This is a genomic window from Rhodococcus tukisamuensis NBRC 100609, assembly GCF_001894985.1.
GTDB classification, from domain to species: Bacteria; Actinomycetota; Actinomycetes; order Mycobacteriales; family Mycobacteriaceae; genus Rhodococcus_G; species Rhodococcus_G tukisamuensis.
Genome location: NZ_BCXG01000008.1, coordinates 140,361 through 157,861, shown reverse-complemented (window position 1 = coordinate 157,861; position 17,501 = coordinate 140,361). Strand labels below are relative to the sequence as shown.

Below are 17,501 nucleotides of genomic sequence, written 5' to 3'. Positions count from 1 at the left end.
ACTCCGCGACATCAGTCGCGAGGCGATATTCGCAGCAGAATCAGGCCTCTGCCGCGGCCGGAACGATGTTGACGGTCTTGCGTCCACGCTTGGTGCCGAACTCGACCGCACCCGCGGAGAGCGCGAAGAGCGTGTCGTCGCCGCCACGTCCGACGTTCACGCCGGGGTGGAAGTGGGTTCCGCGCTGACGCACCAGGATCTCGCCGGCGCTGACGGACTGACCGCCGAAGCGCTTCACGCCGAGTCGCTGTGCGTTCGAATCGCGACCGTTACGGGAGCTGGATGCACCCTTCTTATGTGCCATGTCGAACCCTCCTAGGTACTTAAGCTTCTAGTTACTTGATGCCGGTGACCTTGAGGACCGTCAGCTTCTGACGGTGACCCTGGCGCTTGTGGTAGCCGGTCTTGTTCTTGAACTTGTGGATGCGGATCTTCGGACCCTTGGTGTGCTCGACGACCTCGCCGGTGACCGTGACCTTGGCCAGCTTGTCGGCGTCGGTGGTCAGCTCGGATCCGTCGACGACGAGGACCGGGGCCAGCGAGACAGAAGTGCCGGGCTCACCCTCGATCTTCTCGACCTTGACGAGGTCACCAACAGCGACCTTGTACTGCTTTCCGCCGGTCTTGACGATCGCGTACGTTGCCATCGGAGGGCTACCCCTTGCTTCTTCGAACGTGCTCGCGCGGCTTGAGCCGAGCGACTGGTCTGGTGTGCTTGCTACCTCAGGCGCGCCCGCCGCTGCCCTGTTGGGCGCAGCCGAGCGGTATCGCCGAGTAGCGACCGGTCAAGATTACGGGATGGCGGCGGCCAGGGTCAAACTGGCTCCGCCACCCCGAACTCGTCCGGCCTACGCGTCCGTCGGCGGACCCGCGGGACGGGCCGACGCACGGCGACGGGGACGGCGCGCGGGCGCCTTGACCTCGCCGTCGGACTTCACAGGTGCGGCGGCCTCGGGCTCCGCGACAACCGGCTCGGCGACCGTCTCGACGACGGGCTCGGCGACAACCGGCGCCTCGACGACGGACGCCGCGACCGGCTCCGGCGTCGGGACCACCAGCACCGCAACGGCATCCGACTCCTCGGCCACCGGGGCCGCAGCGGACCGGCTGGACCGCCGCGAACGACGACGTCCCCGCGTGGGCGCGGCGACCTCGGCCGCCGGCGTCTCGGCGACCCCCGCCTCGGCAACCTCGGACTCGGCGACCTCAGCCGCGACCTCGACAACCGGGGCCTCGACAACCGGGGCCTCGAGCACTGCGACCTCTGCCACCACGGGCGCCTCGTCGACCTTCACGTCGGAGGCACCGGCCTCGGCCGCCTCCTCGGCGGCCTTCGGCTCTGCCTCACGACCCTGCTCGGCCTCATGGCCCTGCTCGTCGTCGTGGTGGTGCGAGGCCATCGCCAGCGCGACCGGATGCGCACGCTTGACCGTCGCGTCCACGTCGTGCACGTCCTCGTGACCGTTCTTGGCCTCCGGCGCCTCGGGCTGCGTGGCCGCCTTCTCGCCGCGTCCACGCCGCTTACGGCTGCCGGACTCGCCCTTCGACGCAGCGGCCCGCGAGCCGTCGTCGCCGGACTTCTCCTCGATCGGGTCGGCGTGAACGATGATTCCGCGGCCGTGGCAGTGCTCACAGGTGGTGGAGAACGCCTCGACCAGCCCCGTGCCCAGCTTCTTGCGGGTCATCTGGACCAGGCCGAGCGAGGTGACCTCGGAGACCTGATGACGCGTCCGGTCGCGACCGAGCGCCTCGGTGAGCCGGCGCAGGACCAGGTCCCGGTTCGACTCGAGCACCATGTCGATGAAGTCGACGACGATCATGCCGCCGATGTCGCGCAGGCGCATCTGCCGCACGATCTCCTCGGCCGCCTCCAGGTTGTTCCGGGTGACGGTCTCCTCGAGGTTGCCGCCGGCGCCGGTGAACTTGCCGGTGTTGACGTCGACCACGGTCATCGCCTCGGTGCGGTCGATCACCAGGGTGCCGCCCGAGGGCAGCCACACCTTGCGGTCGAGTGCCTTGGCGAGCTGCTCGTCGATCCGCTTGACCTCGAACACGTCGGGTCCGCCGGCGGACGGCGAGTAGCGCTCGACCCGCGGCAGCAGGTCGGGTGCCACGGCAGCGATGTAGTTCTGCACCGTCGACCAGGACTTCTCGCCCTCGATGACGATCTTGGCGAAGTCCTCGTTGAACAGGTCACGGACGACCTTGACCAGCATGTCCGGCTCTTCGTACAGCGCCTTCGGGCTGCTCGACTTGCTCTTGTCCGCGTCGGCGGCCTGCTTCTCGATGTCCGCCCACTGGCTCTGCAGCCGGGTGACGTCACGCGCGAGCTCTTCCGCACTGACTCCCTCGGAGGCGGTGCGGATGATGACGCCTGCCTCCGGCGGCACGATCTCGCGCAGGATCTCCTTGAGACGCTTGCGCTCGGTGTCGGGCAGCTTGCGGCTGATACCGGTGGAGCTGCCGCCGGGCACGTACACGAGGAAGCGGCCGGCCAGCGAGATCTGCGTGGTCAGGCGGGCACCCTTGTGGCCGACCGGGTCCTTGCTGACCTGGACGAGCACCTGGTCGCCCGGACGCAGCGCCTGCTCGATCTTGCGGCTGTTGCCGCCGAGGCCGGCGGCCTCCCAGTTGACCTCGCCGGCGTACAGCACACCGTTGCGGCCGCGGCCGATGTCGATGAACGCGGCCTCCATGGAGGGCAGCACGTTCTGGACGCGGCCGAGGTAGACGTTGCCGACCATCGACGCGGACGCCGAACTGGTGACGAAGTGCTCGACGAGGATGCCGTCCTCGAGGACCGCGACCTGGGTCAGCCCGGACTGGTGCCCGGCGCCGGTCTTCTCGCGGACCACCATCACCCGGTCGACGGACTCACGGCGGGCCAGGAACTCGGACTCGGTCAGGATCGGCGGCCGACGACGGCCGGCATCGCGGCCGTCGCGGCGACGCTGACGCTTCGCCTCGAGCCGGGTGGAGCCGGAAATGCCCTGGACCTCGTCCTTGACGCGGGCCTTGGTACGCGGCTCGCGCTCGTGCACGACCGTGGCGACGCCGTCCTCCTCGGATCCGGCCTCGGCGCCCTCACCGCTGCCCTTGCGGCGGCGGCGGCGACGGCGGCGACGGCTCGAACCGTCTCCGGCGTCCTCGGCCTCCTCCGACTCGCCTGCCTCGGACTCCGGCTCCGCGACCTCGGCAGCTGCCTCGGTCTCGGCAGCTGCGACCTCGGTGCGCTCGTCGGTCGTCGCCTCCTCGGCGGACTCCTCCTCGGTCGTCGACTGCTCGTCGCCGCCCTGCTCGCCACGGCCACGGCCACGGCCACGGCGGCCACGACGGCGACGACGGCTCTGCGCGTCGCCCTCCTCGTCGGACTCGGCGGCGTGCTGATCCTCGACCACGGTGGTGTCAGCCGCGGGGGCCTCGACTGCGGCGGTGTCCTCCTCGGTCGGCGCCGCGGCCTCGACCTCGGTGACCGACGTCGACGGCTCGACGGTGGTGACCTCGATGGGAGCGTTCTCGTCCGGTGCCGCGGCCTCGCGGCGGGCACGGCGTCGACGCGGGGCGGGCTCCGCCTCGGGCTGCAGGAACAGCGGCGCCTGGAACACAGGCGCGCTCTCGGCTGCGGCCGGCACGTGCGCATGCGGCTTGTCGAGGTTCGTGAACAGTCCTTGCTGGGCCTCGGCCGCGGGGGCCGCAACCTCGGGAACCTCGGCGGCCGCGACCTCGGCAACGGGCGCCTCGGTCTGGGGTGCCTCGGCCTTCGCGGCCTTGGCCCGGGAGGCCCGACGCCTGGGCGCCTTGGCCTTGGGCTCCTCGGCAACCGGGGCCTCGACCTCGGCGGCCGGGGTCTCGACCGCCGCGACCTCGGTCGACGGGGCTGCCGTCTCCGCGGCGCCGCTCAGCGCCGCGTGAACCTGCTCGGCGAGCGAACGATCGACGCTGGACTGCGCGCTGCGCAGCTCCGAGCCGAGCTCGGCGACCTGGGCAAGCACCTGCTTGCTGGTCACACCGAGCAGTTTCGCCAGTGCGTGCACCCGGATCTTGTCCGGGAAGGTCGGTGCCGCATCTGCTGCGGCGGAAGTCTGTGATTCGAGCGGCGCTTTGTCGGCCACGTAAGTCTCCTCGGGCCCCCGGGCGCGTCCACCTTGACTTTCCGGGTGTGACGCGGCCACGCGAGGGCACTGCTATGTGTACCCACGACGGTGGACGTGGGATTGTCTGGTCTCGCCCCGCGCGGTTGGCAGTGAACCGTTGGTCACTGCCAGTTCGTGCGACGCCTGGCTGGATGGCGGTGCTCCGTGATCCGCGCGCCTGATCATCCAGCGTGCCGTGGTGGGCGGGGTGTCCGCACACCGTGGCAGCGATGAGGGCATCGAACCGTGGTGTCATCCGGTCGGACCCGCGTGTTGCAAATGTGAGTCCGACCGATACCAGTATCCCACACCGCAACGACCGGCCGCGCCAAGGCGCACCGGTGGGGCCCGCCTCGCCTGACCACTCGGTCGTCCCGGTGTGACTGCCGTGACGTTTGGATGACACGACCCGAGGTTGGGTGCGGGTACCAGTTCGCCCCGCCGGCTGTCACCGACGGGGCGAGAAGGGGGTGTACGAAAAGGAAGCTAGCCGCGGGCCAGGTGCGGGAACCAGAGCGCGATCTCCCGCTCGGCCGACTCGACGGAGTCGGAGCCGTGCACCAGGTTCTGCTGGCCGTCCAATGCCAGGTCGGCGCGGATGGAACCGGGGACGGCCTTCTCGACCGGGTCGGTGCCGCCCGCGAGCTGCCGGAACGCCGCGATCGCCCGCGGGCCCTCGAGCACCGCGGCGACGAGCGGCCCGGAGGTGATGAACTCCAGCAGTCCCGGGTAGAAGGGCCTGCCCTCGTGCTCGGCGTAGTGCGTCGCGGCGATCGCCTCGTCCGCGGTCTTGAGCTCGAGAGCTGTGATGGACAGCCCCTTGCGCTCGACACGGCCGAGGATCTCGCCGACGAAACGCCGGGCCACTCCGTCGGGCTTAATCAGTACCAGGGTCCGCTCAGTCACAACACTCAGCCTAGAACGTCAGTCCCGTTGACCCGGAAGCAGTCCCTGTTCCATCCGGTCCAGGATGTCGCGGCGCAGGTACAGCAGGTACGCCCAGACCGACGAGAACACCAGTCCCATCACGCCGATCGAGATGTGCACGGCGAAGCCGGCCACCAGCGCGACCTGCAGCACGATGTTGAACGCCATCCCCCACGACCGGCCCTGCACGCCCGCCCCGAGGATCATCAGCAGCGCGAGCACGACGAGGTAGGTGCCGCTGGCCGCGGTCAGTCCCCCGCCGACGGTCGCGACCACCGGGATCGCCAGCAGCACAACGATTGCCTCCAGGATCAGCGTGCCCGCGCAGACCCCGCGGAAGCTCTTCCACGGGTCCTTCGTCGGCGGCTTGAAGCCCGTTCCCTCGGCCGGCGCATGTCCCTCGACGTGCGGTTGCCCCTCGCCGCCCCCTTCGGGTGCGGTCGAGTTGTCAGGTGTGCTCACGCCGGTTCCTTTCCGAACAGGGTGCGGGCCATGCCCGCGGTGACGACGGATCCGGTGACCACGACGCCGGCGCCGGAGACGGACTCACCGGGTTCGGCGACCTCCTCGGCCAGCTCGATGGCGGTCTCGAGCGCGTCGGGCAGCGTCGACGCCACCACCACCCGCTCGTCGCCGAACCGCGCGACCGCGAGGTTCGCCAGCTCCTCGACGTCCATCCCGCGCGGCGAGCCGTTGTGGGTGACGACGATCTCGTCGAAGACGGGCTCGAACGCGGTCAGCAGACCCTCGACGTCCTTGTCCGCCATCACCGCGACGACACCGACGAGCTTGCGGAAGTCGAACTCGGCGGCCAGCGCGGTGGCCAGCGCGCGAGCGCCGTCCGGGTTGTGCGCGGCGTCGAGGAACACCGTCGGTGCGCTGCGGACACGCTCGAGTCGACCCGGATTCGTCAGGGAGGCAAAGCCTTCCCGGACCGCGTCGACGTCGAGCTGGCGATCCGCACCCGCCCCGAAGAACGCCTCCACCGCGGCCAGCGCCAGCGCGGCGTTGCGGGCCTGGTGCTCGCCGTGCATGGGCAGGAAGATGTCGGTGTACACGCCGCCGAGGCCCTGCAGTTCGAGCTGCTGGCCGCCGACCGCGATCCGGCGGGCGAGCACCCGGAACTCCGAGTTCTCGCGCGCCACCGCGGCATCGGCCTCGACCGCGCGCCGCAGCAGCACCTCCGCGACCTCCGGGGTCTGCTCGGCGAGGATCGCAACGGTGTCGCGGGGCACCAGCGACTCCGGCGCCTTCTTGATGATCCCGGCCTTCTCCGCCGCGATGCCGGCGAGGTCGCTGCCGAGGAACTCGACGTGGTCGAGGCTGATCGGGGTGATCACCGCGACCTGACCGTCGATCACGTTGGTGGCGTCCCACTTCCCGCCGAGCCCGACCTCGATGACGGCGACGTCAACCGGGGCTTCGGCGAAGGCCGCGAACGCCATCGCGGTGAGCACCTCGAACTTGCTCATCGCCGGCCCGCCCGCCGCCTGCGACTGGGCGTCGACCATGCCGATGTACGGCTCGAGCTCCCGGTAGGTGTCGACATAGAGCCGCGGCGAGATGGGCTTGCCGTCGATGCTGATGCGCTCGGTGGCGATCTGCAGGTGCGGGCTGGTGGTCCGGCCCACCCGCCGATGCATCCGGGTGAGCAGCGCGTCGATCATCCGGGTCACGGACGTCTTGCCGTTGGTGCCGGCGACGTGGATCGCCGGGTAGCCGTGCTGCGGCGACCCCAGCAGGTCCATCAGGGCAGCGATCCGGGTGAGCGACGGCTCGATCTTCGTCTCGGGCCAACGCTTGTCGAGTTCGGCCTCGACCTGCGCGAGCTCCACGAGGTCCACCGCCGCGGACTCGGAGCCGGGCATGCTCACGCCTTCCCCAGATCCTCGAGCCGGGCGGTGATCCGCGCGACTTCCTCGGTGGCGAAACTCTGGCGCCCGCGGATCTTGTCGACGACGGCGTCGGGCGCCTTCGCCAGGAAGGCCTCGTTGCCGAGCTTCGCGGCGGTGCCGGCCAGCTCCTTCTCCGCTGCGGCCAGGTCCTTCTCGAGCCGCTTGCGCTCGGCGACCAGGTCGACGGTGCCGGAGGTGTCGAGCTCGACGGTGACGGTGCCCGCGCTCAGCCGGACCTCGAGTGAAGCTGTGGCGGTGAAGTCGTCGGCGGGCTCGGTGAGCTTGCCCAGCGACGCCACCGACGACTGCTGTCCGTCCAGGTCTGCCGTGGCGATGCCGGTCAGCCGGGCCGCGACCTTCTGGCCCGGGTTCAGGCCCTGGTCACTGCGGAAGCGCCGGATCTCGGTGACGAGGCGCTGCACGTCCGCGATCCGCTGCGCGGCGACGCCGTCGACGGCCTCGCCGGACGCCTCCGGCCAGCTCGCGACGACGACGGACTCGCCGCCGGCGAGCACCTTCCACAGGCTCTCGGTGACGAACGGCATGACCGGGTGCAGCATCCGCAGCAGCGCGTCCAGCACGTTGCCGAGCACCGCGCGGGTGGCCTCGGCCTGGTCCCCCGCGAACTGCACCTTGGCCAGCTCGAGGTACCAGTCGCAGACCTCGTCCCAGGCGAAGTGGTACAGCGCCTCGCAGGCCTTGCCGAACTCGTACCGGTCGAAGGCGCCGTCGACGTCGGCGCGGACCTGGTCGAGCCGGTCGAGGATCCAGCGGTCCGCGTCGGTGAGTTCGTCGCGGGCCGGCAGCGGGGCCGGTGCGGCGCCGTTCATCAGCGCGAACTTGGTGGCGTTGAACAGCTTGGTGGCGAAGCTGCGCGAGGACTTCGCGTGGTCCTCGCCGACGGACAGGTCGCTGCCCGGGTTGGCGCCGCGGGCCAGCGTGAATCGCAGTGCGTCGGCACCGAATTCGCGCACCCAGTCCAGCGGGTCGATGCCGTTGCCCTTGGACTTCGACATCTTCTTGCCGAACTCGTCGCGGACCAGGCCGTGCAGGAAGACGTCCTTGAACGGCATCTGCGGCCCGGACTTGCCCTCGCCGGCGGTGATCGCCTCGTCCTGCGAGACGAAGGTGCCGAACATCATCATCCGCGCCACCCAGAAGAACAGGATGTCGTAGCCGGTGACGAGAACGCTGGTGGGATAGAACTTCTCGAGCTCCGGGGTCTTGTCCGGCCAGCCCATCGTGGAGAAGGGCCACAGGCCGGAGGAGAACCAGGTGTCGAGGACGTCGGGGTCCTGCGTCCAGCCCTCGGGTGCGGTCTCGTCGGGTCCGACGCAGCGGACCTCGCCGTCCGGGCCGTACCAGATCGGGATGCGGTGGCCCCACCACAGCTGACGCGAGATGCACCAGTCGTGCATGTTGTCGACCCAGCCGAACCAGCGCGGCTCCAGGCTGGCGGGGTGAATCGTGGTGTCGCCGTTGCGGACCGCGTCACCGGCGGCCTTGGCGAGGGTGTCCACCTTGACCCACCACTGCAGCGACAGCCGCGGCTCGATGGACTCACCGCTGCGCTCGGAGTGCCCGACGCTGTGCAGGTACGGACGCTTCTCGGCGACGACGCGGCCCTGCTCGGCCAGCGCCTCGCGGACCTTGACCCGCGCCTCGAACCGGTCCATGCCGTCGAACTGCGTTCCGGTGTCGGCGATCCTGCCGGTCTTGTCCATGATGGTCGGCATCGGCAGGTTGTGCCGCATGCCCATCTCGAAGTCGTTGGGGTCGTGCGCGGGGGTGATCTTCACGGCGCCGGTGCCGAACTCGGGGTCGACGTAGTCGTCGGCGACGATCGGAATCTGGCGGCCGGTGATCGGGTGCTCGAGCGTGGTGCCGAGCAGGTGCTTGTAGCGCTCGTCCTCGGGGTGCACGGCGACCGCGGTGTCGCCCAGCATCGTCTCCACACGCGTGGTGGCGACGATGACGTGCGGCTCGTCGTCGTTCAGGGAGCCGTAGCGAAGCGAGACCAGTTCGCCCTCGACGTCCTCGAACTTGACCTCGATGTCGGAGATGGCGGTCTGCAGCACCGGCGACCAGTTGACCAGCCGCTCGGCGCGGTAGATCAGGCCGGCGTCGTACAGCCGCTTGAAGATGGTCTGGACGGCGCGGGAGAGACCGTCGTCCATGGTGAACCGGTCGCGGCTCCAGTCCACGCCGTCGCCGAGGCTGCGCATCTGACCGCCGATGGTGCCGCCGGACTCACGCTTCCAGTCCCACACCCGCTCGATGAACGCCTCGCGGCCGAGGTCTTCCTTCTTCTTGCCCTCGGCGGCCAGCTGCTTCTCCACCACGTTCTGGGTGGCGATGCCCGCGTGGTCCATGCCCGGCAGCCACAGCACCTCGAAGCCCTGCATCCGCTTGCGGCGGGAGAGCACGTCCATCAGGGTGTGGTCGAGGGCGTGGCCCATGTGCAGGCTGCCCGTGACGTTCGGGGGCGGCAGCACGATCGAGTAGCCGGGCTTGTCGCTGGCAGGGTCCGGGGTGAAGTACCCGGCCGCCACCCAGCCCTCGTACAGCTCCTGCTCCACCGTGCTGGGGTCCCAGCTCTTGGGGAGGGCGTCGGCGGCGGTCTTGGGGTCTTGCGGCGCGGCACTGGTCACCCAGTGATTCTAGAGAACGCGGCTACCGCGCCGCCCGCCCCATGGTCCACAGCGCCGGACCGCCGCCCGGGAGCACGATCTCGTCGGTCACACCGAGGCCGAAGCGCTGGTAGTAGGGCACATTCTCCTGTTTGCCCGACTCCAGGCAGGCGGAGACGTGCTCGCGGTCACAGCGCTCGAGCCGCGAGTTCATCGACGCCCTGCCGTGGCGCGCGCCCCGCGCCGAGGGCAGGGTGCCGACGGCGCTCGGGCACCGGTGCGGCTCCGCCGGATGCACCCGCTCCACCACCTCGGACACGGTCCCGCGGCGCCCCCACGGAAAACCGGTGGCGTCGACCGGCACCGGCGACCAGACTGACCGGCCATGGAACCAGCCGAGTACGCCGACCACGACGCGGTCGGGCTGCGCGCCCTGATCGCCGCCGGCGAGGTGAGCGCCGCCGAGGTCGAGGCTGCGGCCCGGCGGGCTCTGGACTCGGTGAACCCGGACCTGAACGCGCTGACGCTGCCGCTGTTCGAGCCGGCGCTGACCGCCGACCCCGACGGCCCGCTGGCGGGTGTGCCGCTGGTCGTCAAGGACAGCGGCCCGATGGCCCGCGGGGTGCCGTTCACCCTCGGCAGCCGCGCCCTCCGCGGCGCGGTCGCGGGCGTCGACCACGAACTGATGACCCGGTTCCGGGCGGCGGGACTGGTGACGCTGGGCCAGAGCACCGCACCGGAGTTCGGGCTGAACTTCGCGACCGAGTCCCGGCGGTACGGGCCGACCCGCAACCCGTGGGACCTCCGCCGCGGAGTGGGCGGGTCGAGCGGCGGGGCGGCCGCGCTGGTCGCCGCCGGGGCGGTACCGCTCGCGCACGCCAACGACGCGGGCGGGTCCATTCGGGTGCCGGCGTCGTGCTGCGGGCTGGTCGGCCTGAAGCCGGGGCGCGGGCGCACCCCGTCCGGTCCGCTCGTCGGGGAAGCCGGGTTCGGGCAGATCGCCGAGTTCGGCCTCACCCGGACGGTCCGGGACGCCGCCCACCTCCTCGATGCCGTCTCGGGGCCGATCGTCGGCGAGAAGTACGCGGCGGCCCCACCGGCGCTCCCGTACGCGGAGTCGATCCGCGCGGACCCCGGTCGGCTGCGGGTGGCCGTGACCACCGACGCCTGGTCCGGGGTCCCGGTGGACCCGCAGGTGCGCGACGCCACGGTCGCCGCGGCGCAGGTGCTGGAATGGATCGGGCACACGGTGACGCCGGCGAGCCCGGACCTGACCGCCGAGGACGTGGTGGAGGCGGCGATGCTGGTGGTGGTCTCGACCGGGGCCGCGATCCTGCGAGCGCCGCACCGGCCGGACCCGAACCTGCTCGAGGCCACGTCCCGGCGGGTCTTGTCCGAGACGCAGGGGTTCACCGCGCTCGAGGTGATGGCCGCGCTCGACGCCCAGCACCGGGTGACCCGTGCCGTCGGACTGTTCCTCACCGGCTACGACCTGCTGGTGACGCCGACCATCGGGCAACTGCCGCCGCCGCACGGCACGCTCGACTACGACGACGACGCCCCCGGGCAGTCGGCACGATCCTGGATCCGGCGGATCTTCGAGGTGGGGCCGTTCACCGCGGCGTTCAACGTCTCGGGGAACCCGGCGGTCAGTCTGCCGCTCGGGCAGAGCCGCGAGGGCCTGCCGGTCGGGGTGCAGTTGGTGGCCGCCCACGGCCGGGAGGACCTGCTGCTTCAGGTGGCGGCGCAGTTCGAGCAGGCGGTGCCGTGGTCCGGGCGTAGGCCGTCGATCTCCGTCTAGCCGCGCGTGTGGTTCCGCCGTCGGGTGGGAGTGCCGCCGATGACCCGCCGCGACGGCCGCGCAGCGCTACCCTCCACAACATGCGCGCAGTGGTGATCACCCGGCACGGCGAGGCCGACGTCCTCCGGGTCCAGCAACGACCGTCCCCGACGCTCGCGCCCGGCGGTCTGCGCATCGAGGTCCGTGCTGCCGGGGTCAACTTCGCCGACGTGATGGCCCGACTTGGGCTGTACGCCGACGCCCCTCCCCTGCCCAGCGTCGTCGGTTACGAGGTGTCGGGCGTCGTCACCGAGATCGCTTCGGACGTCACCGATTTCGCCGTCGGCGACCGCGTCTTCGCCGGCACCCGGTTCGGCGGCTACGCCGAGGAGGTCTGCGTTCGGCAGCAGGACGCGGTGCCGCTGCCGACCTCGCTGAGCTTCGAGCAGGGCGCGGCCATCCCGGTCAACTACGCGACCGCGTGGGCCGGCCTGATCGGCTACGGCAACCTGCAGGCCGGCGAGCGGGTGCTGATCCACGCGGCCGCGGGCGGCGTCGGCATCGCGGCCACACAGATCGCCGCCCGACACGGCGCGCAGGTGTACGGCACCTCGTCACCCGGAAAGCACGACGCCATCCGGGGTTTCGGCGTCGAGGTGGCCCTGGACTACCGAAAGCGGGGCTGGGAGAAGAATCTTCCGCCGATGGACGTGGTGATGGACGCGCTCGGCGGCGCGTCGCTGCGCCGCAGCTACCGACTGCTGCGGCCGGGCGGACGACTGGTCGCGTTCGGCGCCAGTTCGGTGGTATCCGGCGACAAGCGCAATCTGCTCAAGGCCCTGCCCCAGGCGCTGAACATGATCCGTGGGTTCAACGCCATGGACCAGATGACCGAGTCCAAGGCGGTGATCGGGCTGAACATGCTGCGGCTGTGGGACGACCGCGGCACCCTCGAGCCGTGGATCACCCCGCTGCGGGCCCTGATCGACGACGGCACCGTCGCGCCGGTGGTCTCCGACGTGGTCCCCTTCGACCGGGCGGCCGAGGCACACCGCATCCTCACCGAGCGTCGCAACGTCGGCAAGGTGGTGCTGGTGCCGTGAGCGTTCCGAGCATCGGCGCCACGCTGGTGACGTCCCGCTCGTTCGAGGAGTACGTGGCGATGTTCGCACTGGACGGCGACGACCTGTCCGGCACGGTGCTCGACTGCCCCGCCGGGGCGTCGTCATTCACCGCGACCGCGCACGAGTCGGGCACGCGAGCCACCGCCTGCGACAGCGCATACGGGGACCGGCAGTCGCTCCTGGACTCGGTGCGCACCGAGGTCGAGCGCGGCAACCGCTACATCGCGGAGCACCACGAGGGCTTCTCCGACCGGTTCTTCGCCACCCCGGACGAGCACCTCGGCCACCGGCTCACCGCGGCCGACGCGTTCGTCCGGGACTTCGTCGACCGCCCCGAGGCGTATGTCCACGCCGCGCTGCCGGCCCTGCCCTTCGGCGACCGGTCCTTCGACCTGGTGCTGTCCTCGCACCTGCTCTTCAGTTACGCCGACCGCCTCGACCTCGACACCCATCTCGCCTACCTGGCCGAACTGGTCCGGGTGGCCCGCGACCAGGTCCGCGTCTTCCCGCTGGTGCCGACGGGCAGCACGGCCCGCTACCCGCACCTGGGCGAGCTCCGCGACCGACTCGCCGCCCGCGGCGTCGACACGACCGTCACCGCGGTCGACTACGAGTTCCAGCGCGGCGCCGACGAAATGCTGGTGTGCCGGCGCCCGTGACGGCAGCGGCACACCAGCGTCGTGGTCGCTACTTGGCGAGCAGCGGCGCGATCCGCGGCGGGATCTGGTCGAGCGCGTACGGCAACGACAGCACCGTGCTCCAGGTCATCGCCTCGGCGGCCTCGTCCTCGAGGATGATGGCGCGGCCGTCCTTGACGACCTCCAGTTCCTGGTAGACCGGCGTCGCCGCCAGCTCGGCGCGCAGCTTGTCGCCGTATCCGCCGCCCGCGTACCAGACGAGCAGGTCCGCGTCGGCCAGTGAGAGCTGCTCGGTACTGATCGGCGCGAAGTTGGTGGTGGTGATCTGCTGGGTGACCGGCGGGTTCACGAAGCCGAGCTCGGTGAAGAAGCGGACCTTCGGGTCCTCCGGGCCGTAGACACCGAACTGGCCGGGGCCCTTGAGCGCGCCGACGATGACGGTCTTGCCCTTGAACGACGGGTTCGCGGCCGCGACGGAGGTGAACTTGTCCTGCACCCCAGTGACCAGTTCCTCGGCCTTGTCCGAGCGGCCCAGCGCCTTGCCGATGATCCGGGTCTGGTCCTGCCACGGCACGCCGTAGTCGGCGTAGTCCGCGGGCTGCGCGACGGTGGGCGCGAGGGCACTGAGCTTGTCGTACTCGCTCTGCGTGATGCCGGAGTAGGTGCCGACGATCAGGTCCGGATTGGTGGCCGCGACCTTCTCGATGTTGATCCCGGTGCTGGCGGTACCGACGATTGCGGGCGTGGCGCCGGCGAGCAGGTCGTGGGCCCACGGCCACACCGCGTCGGGCTGGTTGCCGTACCAGTCGAAGACACCGACGGGCACCGTGCCGAGCGCGAGGATCGCGTCCTGGTCGTTGTAGCCGACGCTCGCCACCCGCTGGGGGTCGGCACCGACCTCGGTCTGCCCGTACTTGTCGGTCAGGGTCGCCCCGGACCCGCCGGCGGAACCGCCGTCACCGTCCCCGCTGCTGCTGCAGGCGGCGGCGAACGCGAGCAGCGCACCGGACGTCCCGATCAGAAATCCCCGACGCGTCAACCGTCCAACGTCTGCCATCGACTCTCCTCCGTCGTGCCACAAAACCCTTCGGTCCTCACCGAAGCGAGGTAAGGCTAGCCGAAATGACGGGCCATTTGTCGCGGTCCGTGTCCGGCCGTTCACCGGCGAGTCCACTATGGACGCATGACGCGCAAGGGACCCGACGCCGACATCGACGAATCCGACCTGGTGATCACCCCACACATGGACCACGCGGCCGGTGTGCCGGCGGTGCTGGTCTCGCTGCAGCGCTCCGTCGAGCAGATGGGTGTGGTGCGCACCGCGCAGACCCTCACCCGGCTCAACCAGCGACACGGATTCGACTGCCCCGGCTGCGCCTGGCCCGAGACGCCCGGCCACCGCCGGCCCGCCGAGTTCTGCGAGAACGGCGCCAAGGCCGTTGCCGAGGAGGCCACCCTGCGCCGCGTCGGGCCCGAGTTCTTCGCCGAGCACTCGGTGGCCGAACTCGCCACCAAGACCGACTTCTGGCTCGGCCAGCAGGGTCGGCTGGCGGAGCCGATGGTGCTGCGCGAGGGCGCGACGCACTACGCCCCGATCGGCTGGAACGACGCGTACCGGATGATCGCCGACGAACTGCGGGCGCTGCCCAGCCCGGACGGCGCCGTCTTCTACACGTCGGGACGCACCAGCAACGAGGCGGCGTTCCTGTACCAGTTGATGATTCGCAGTTTCGGCACCAACAACATGCCGGACTGCTCGAACATGTGCCACGAGTCCTCCGGCAGCGCGCTCACCGAGTCCATCGGCATCGGCAAGGGCTCGGTCACCGTGCCGGACCTCGAGTTCGCCGACCTCATCCTCGTCGCCGGCCAGAACCCCGGCACCAACCACCCACGGATGCTCTCCACCCTGGAGGCCGCGAAGCGCAACGGCGCCAAGATCATCGCGATCAACCCGCTGCGGGAGGCCGGGCTGCTCCGGTTCAAGGACCCGCAGCGGGTCGGCGGCGTCGTCGGCCGCGGCACCGACATCGCCGACGAGTTCCTGCAGATCCGGCTCGGCGGCGACATGGCGCTGTTCCAGGGACTCGGGCGGCTGCTGCTGGAGGCCGACGACGCAGCACCCGGCACCGTGGTCGACCGCGAGTTCGTCGCGCGGCACTGCGCCGGATTCGACGAGTACGAGGAGCGGGTCCGCGCGGTCGATCTCGACGTCGTGCTCGAGGCGACCGGTCTGACGTCGGCGCAGCTGCACGAGACGGCGGCCGCGCTGGCCCGGTCCGAACGGACCATCGCCTGCTGGGCGATGGGCCTGACCCAGCAGACCCACGGGGTGGCGACCATCCAGGAGATCACCAACCTGCTGCTCATGCGCGGCATGATGGGCAAGCCCGGCGCCGGCGTCTGCCCGGTCCGCGGCCACTCCAACGTCCAGGGCGACCGCACCATGGGCATCTGGGAGCGGATGCCCGACGCCTTCCTCGACGCCCTCGACCGCGAGTTCTCCATCACCAGTCCCCGGGCCCACGGTTGGGACACCGTCGAGGCGATTCGCGGCATGCGCGACGGCAGGGCCGGCGTGTTCATGGCCATGGGCGGCAACTTCACCCGCGCGACCCCGGACACGGCGGCCACCGAGGACGCGCTGCGCCGCTGCGCCCTGACGGTGCAGGTGTCCACCAAGCTGAATCGCTCGCACGTCGTCACCGGGCGCACCGCGCTGATCCTGCCGACCCTCGGACGCACCGACAAGGACATCCAGGCCGGCGGGAAACAACTTGTCTCCGTAGAGGACTCGATGTCGATGGTGCACCTGTCCCGCGGCAACCTCACGCCGGTCAGCGAGCACCTGCGCAGCGAGGTCTCGATCGTCTGCGATCTCGCCCAGGAGCTGCTCGGCCCCGGTCACCCGGTCCCGTGGGCCGCGTTCACCGCCGACTACGACCGGATCCGAGACTCGATCTCACGGGTGGTGCCGGGCTGCGAGAACTACAACGAACGGGTGCGCCGGCCGGACGGCTTCCAGTTGCCGCACCCGCCGCGCGACCGGCGCGAGTTCCCCACCCGCACCGGCAAGGCGAACTTCGCCAGCAACGAACTGCGCTGGGTGCCCACTCCCCCCGGCCGGCTGATCCTGCAGACCCTGCGCAGCCACGACCAGTACAACACCACCATCTACGGCCTCGACGACCGCTACCGCGGCGTCAAGGGCGGCCGCCGGGTGATCTTCGTGTCCGCCGCCGACCTCGCCGAACTGGGCCTGACCGACGGCGCCGCCGTGGACATCGTCTCGGAGTGGACGGCGGCCGACGGCACCGTCGAGGAGCGCCGGGTCAGTGACTTCCGGGTGGTCGAGTACGACACCCCGAAGGGCAACGCCGCCGCCTACTACCCGGAGACCAACCCCCTGGTGCCGCTCGATCACGTTGCCGCCAAGTCGAACACCCCCGTGTCCAAGGCTGTGCTGGTGCGCCTCGAACCCACCGGGAGCCGATGATGGGGCGCGTCACCGCGCGACGGTCGGTGCTGCGCATGAGCGCCACCGGGACCGCCCGGCGTCCGGACAGCCTCGCCGTCGAGGAGCCGCTGGAGATCCGGATCGGCGGGCGGGCGCTGTCCGTCACGATGCGCACCCCGGGCCACGACATCGACCTGGTCCACGGATTCCTCCTCGGCGAGGGCATCATCACCTCGGCGCAGGACGTCTCGGTGATCCGGTACTGCGACGGGGTGGACGCCGACGGCGCCAACACCTACAACGTGCTCGACGTTGCGCTCGCCCCGGGAACGCCGGAACCCGTTGTCGCGGAGCGGAACTTCTTGACCACCTCGGCGTGCGGGGTGTGCGGCAAGGCCTCGCTCGAGGCGGTGCGGGTGCGCGCGCCGTACGACCTCACCGCCTCGACGCTCACCGTCGCCACCGCGGTGCTGGCATCGATGCCGCCGACCATGCGGACCCGGCAACAGGCCTTCGAGCGCACCGGCGGCCTGCACGCCGCCGGGCTGTTCACCGCGGACGGCGCGCTGCTGGCGGTCCGCGAGGACGTCGGCAGGCACAACGCCGTCGACAAGGTGCTCGGCTGGGCGCTCACTGCGGGCGGCGTCCCGCTGTCCGAGGCGGTGCTGGTGGTCAGTGGTCGCGCCTCGTTCGAGCTGGTACAGAAGGCCGTCGTCGCCGGGGTCCCGCTGCTGGCCGCGGTGTCAGCGCCGTCCTCGCTGGCCGTCGACCTCGCCGCGGAGTCCGGCCTGACTCTGGTCGGGTTCCTCCGCGGCGAGACGATGAACGTCTACACCGGCGAGCAGCGCATCAAGCTGGCGTGAGGTCCCGAGTCCGCCCGACCATGCCCCCACCCCTCTGGAGGCAGCATTGGATCC

General features: G+C 70.8%; 14 protein-coding genes. 5 read left to right on the top strand and 9 right to left on the bottom strand.

Translation table 11 applies throughout. From position 1 onward, the window contains the following. Positions 1 to 40 precede the first annotated feature (40 nt). The 8 genes from rpmA to RT2_RS11680 all read right to left on the bottom strand — a co-directional run bounded on the left by rpmA (position 41) and on the right by RT2_RS11680 (position 9,949). Positions 41 to 304: a 50S ribosomal protein L27 gene (rpmA, locus tag RT2_RS11715; RefSeq protein ID WP_005248077.1), complete on the bottom strand. Its 264-nt coding sequence runs from the start codon at positions 302 to 304 to the stop codon at positions 41 to 43. A gap of 31 nt (positions 305 to 335) precedes the next feature. Next, on the bottom strand, positions 336 to 647 hold the full coding sequence (rplU, locus tag RT2_RS11710) for a 50S ribosomal protein L21 (RefSeq protein ID WP_072844955.1): 312 nt from the start codon (positions 645 to 647) through the stop codon (positions 336 to 338). A gap of 201 nt (positions 648 to 848) precedes the next feature. Next, the gene (locus RT2_RS11705; RefSeq protein ID WP_072844954.1) at positions 849 to 4,112 is read right to left on the bottom strand and encodes a translation initiation factor IF-2 N-terminal domain-containing protein; all 3,264 of its coding nucleotides are present in this window, start codon (positions 4,110 to 4,112) and stop codon (positions 849 to 851) included. Between the two features lie 507 nt (positions 4,113 to 4,619). Beyond that, a complete protein-coding gene (ndk, locus tag RT2_RS11700; protein WP_072844953.1) occupies positions 4,620 to 5,039 on the bottom strand; it encodes a nucleoside-diphosphate kinase in 420 nt (139 codons plus the stop codon). A gap of 18 nt (positions 5,040 to 5,057) precedes the next feature. Then, positions 5,058 to 5,522, bottom strand: coding sequence for a DUF4233 domain-containing protein (locus RT2_RS11695; protein WP_072844952.1), 465 nt, complete (start codon positions 5,520 to 5,522; stop codon positions 5,058 to 5,060). After that, positions 5,519 to 6,928: a bifunctional tetrahydrofolate synthase/dihydrofolate synthase gene (gene folC / locus RT2_RS11690; RefSeq protein WP_072844951.1), complete on the bottom strand. Its 1,410-nt coding sequence runs from the start codon at positions 6,926 to 6,928 to the stop codon at positions 5,519 to 5,521. The genes RT2_RS11695 and folC overlap by 4 nt, the downstream gene beginning before the upstream one ends. 2 nt (positions 6,929 to 6,930) lie before the next feature. After that, entirely contained in the window at positions 6,931 to 9,606 is a 2,676-nt protein-coding gene (locus RT2_RS11685; protein WP_072844950.1) for a valine--tRNA ligase, read from the bottom strand. A 22-nt stretch (positions 9,607 to 9,628) separates the two neighbouring features. Beyond that, positions 9,629 to 9,949 (bottom strand): GNAT family N-acetyltransferase, encoded by a 321-nt coding sequence (locus RT2_RS11680; RefSeq protein ID WP_139191237.1) that lies wholly within the window; start codon positions 9,947 to 9,949, stop codon positions 9,629 to 9,631. A gap of 21 nt (positions 9,950 to 9,970) precedes the next feature. Between RT2_RS11680 and RT2_RS11675 the strand changes: the two genes are divergently transcribed. The 3 genes from RT2_RS11675 (at position 9,971) to RT2_RS11665 (ending at position 13,148) form a co-directional block, all read left to right on the top strand. Then, entirely contained in the window at positions 9,971 to 11,386 is a 1,416-nt protein-coding gene (locus tag RT2_RS11675) for an amidase (protein WP_072844948.1), read from the top strand. An 80-nt stretch (positions 11,387 to 11,466) separates the two neighbouring features. Further along, entirely contained in the window at positions 11,467 to 12,468 is a 1,002-nt protein-coding gene (locus tag RT2_RS11670) for a zinc-binding dehydrogenase (RefSeq protein ID WP_072844947.1), read from the top strand. After that, positions 12,465 to 13,148, top strand: coding sequence for a methyltransferase domain-containing protein (locus tag RT2_RS11665; protein ID WP_072844946.1), 684 nt, complete (start codon positions 12,465 to 12,467; stop codon positions 13,146 to 13,148). Before RT2_RS11670 ends, RT2_RS11665 begins: the two co-directional genes overlap by 4 nt. 28 nt (positions 13,149 to 13,176) lie before the next feature. On the opposite strand, the gene RT2_RS11660 is transcribed toward RT2_RS11665, so the two are convergent. Next, complete coding sequence (locus RT2_RS11660; protein ID WP_072844945.1) at positions 13,177 to 14,184, bottom strand: iron-siderophore ABC transporter substrate-binding protein; 1,008 nt, start codon at positions 14,182 to 14,184, stop codon at positions 13,177 to 13,179. A gap of 126 nt (positions 14,185 to 14,310) precedes the next feature. On the opposite strand from RT2_RS11660, the gene RT2_RS11655 reads away from it, so the two are divergent. Further along, positions 14,311 to 16,623 carry an FdhF/YdeP family oxidoreductase gene (locus tag RT2_RS11655; RefSeq protein ID WP_072844944.1) on the top strand — a complete coding sequence of 771 codons (2,313 nt, stop codon included), beginning with the start codon at positions 14,311 to 14,313 and terminating at the stop codon, positions 16,621 to 16,623. Further along, positions 16,623 to 17,447 carry a formate dehydrogenase accessory sulfurtransferase FdhD gene (gene fdhD / locus RT2_RS11650; RefSeq protein ID WP_072844943.1) on the top strand — a complete coding sequence of 275 codons (825 nt, stop codon included), beginning with the start codon at positions 16,623 to 16,625 and terminating at the stop codon, positions 17,445 to 17,447. The genes RT2_RS11655 and fdhD overlap by 1 nt, the downstream gene beginning before the upstream one ends. Positions 17,448 to 17,501: the final 54 nt, after the last annotated feature.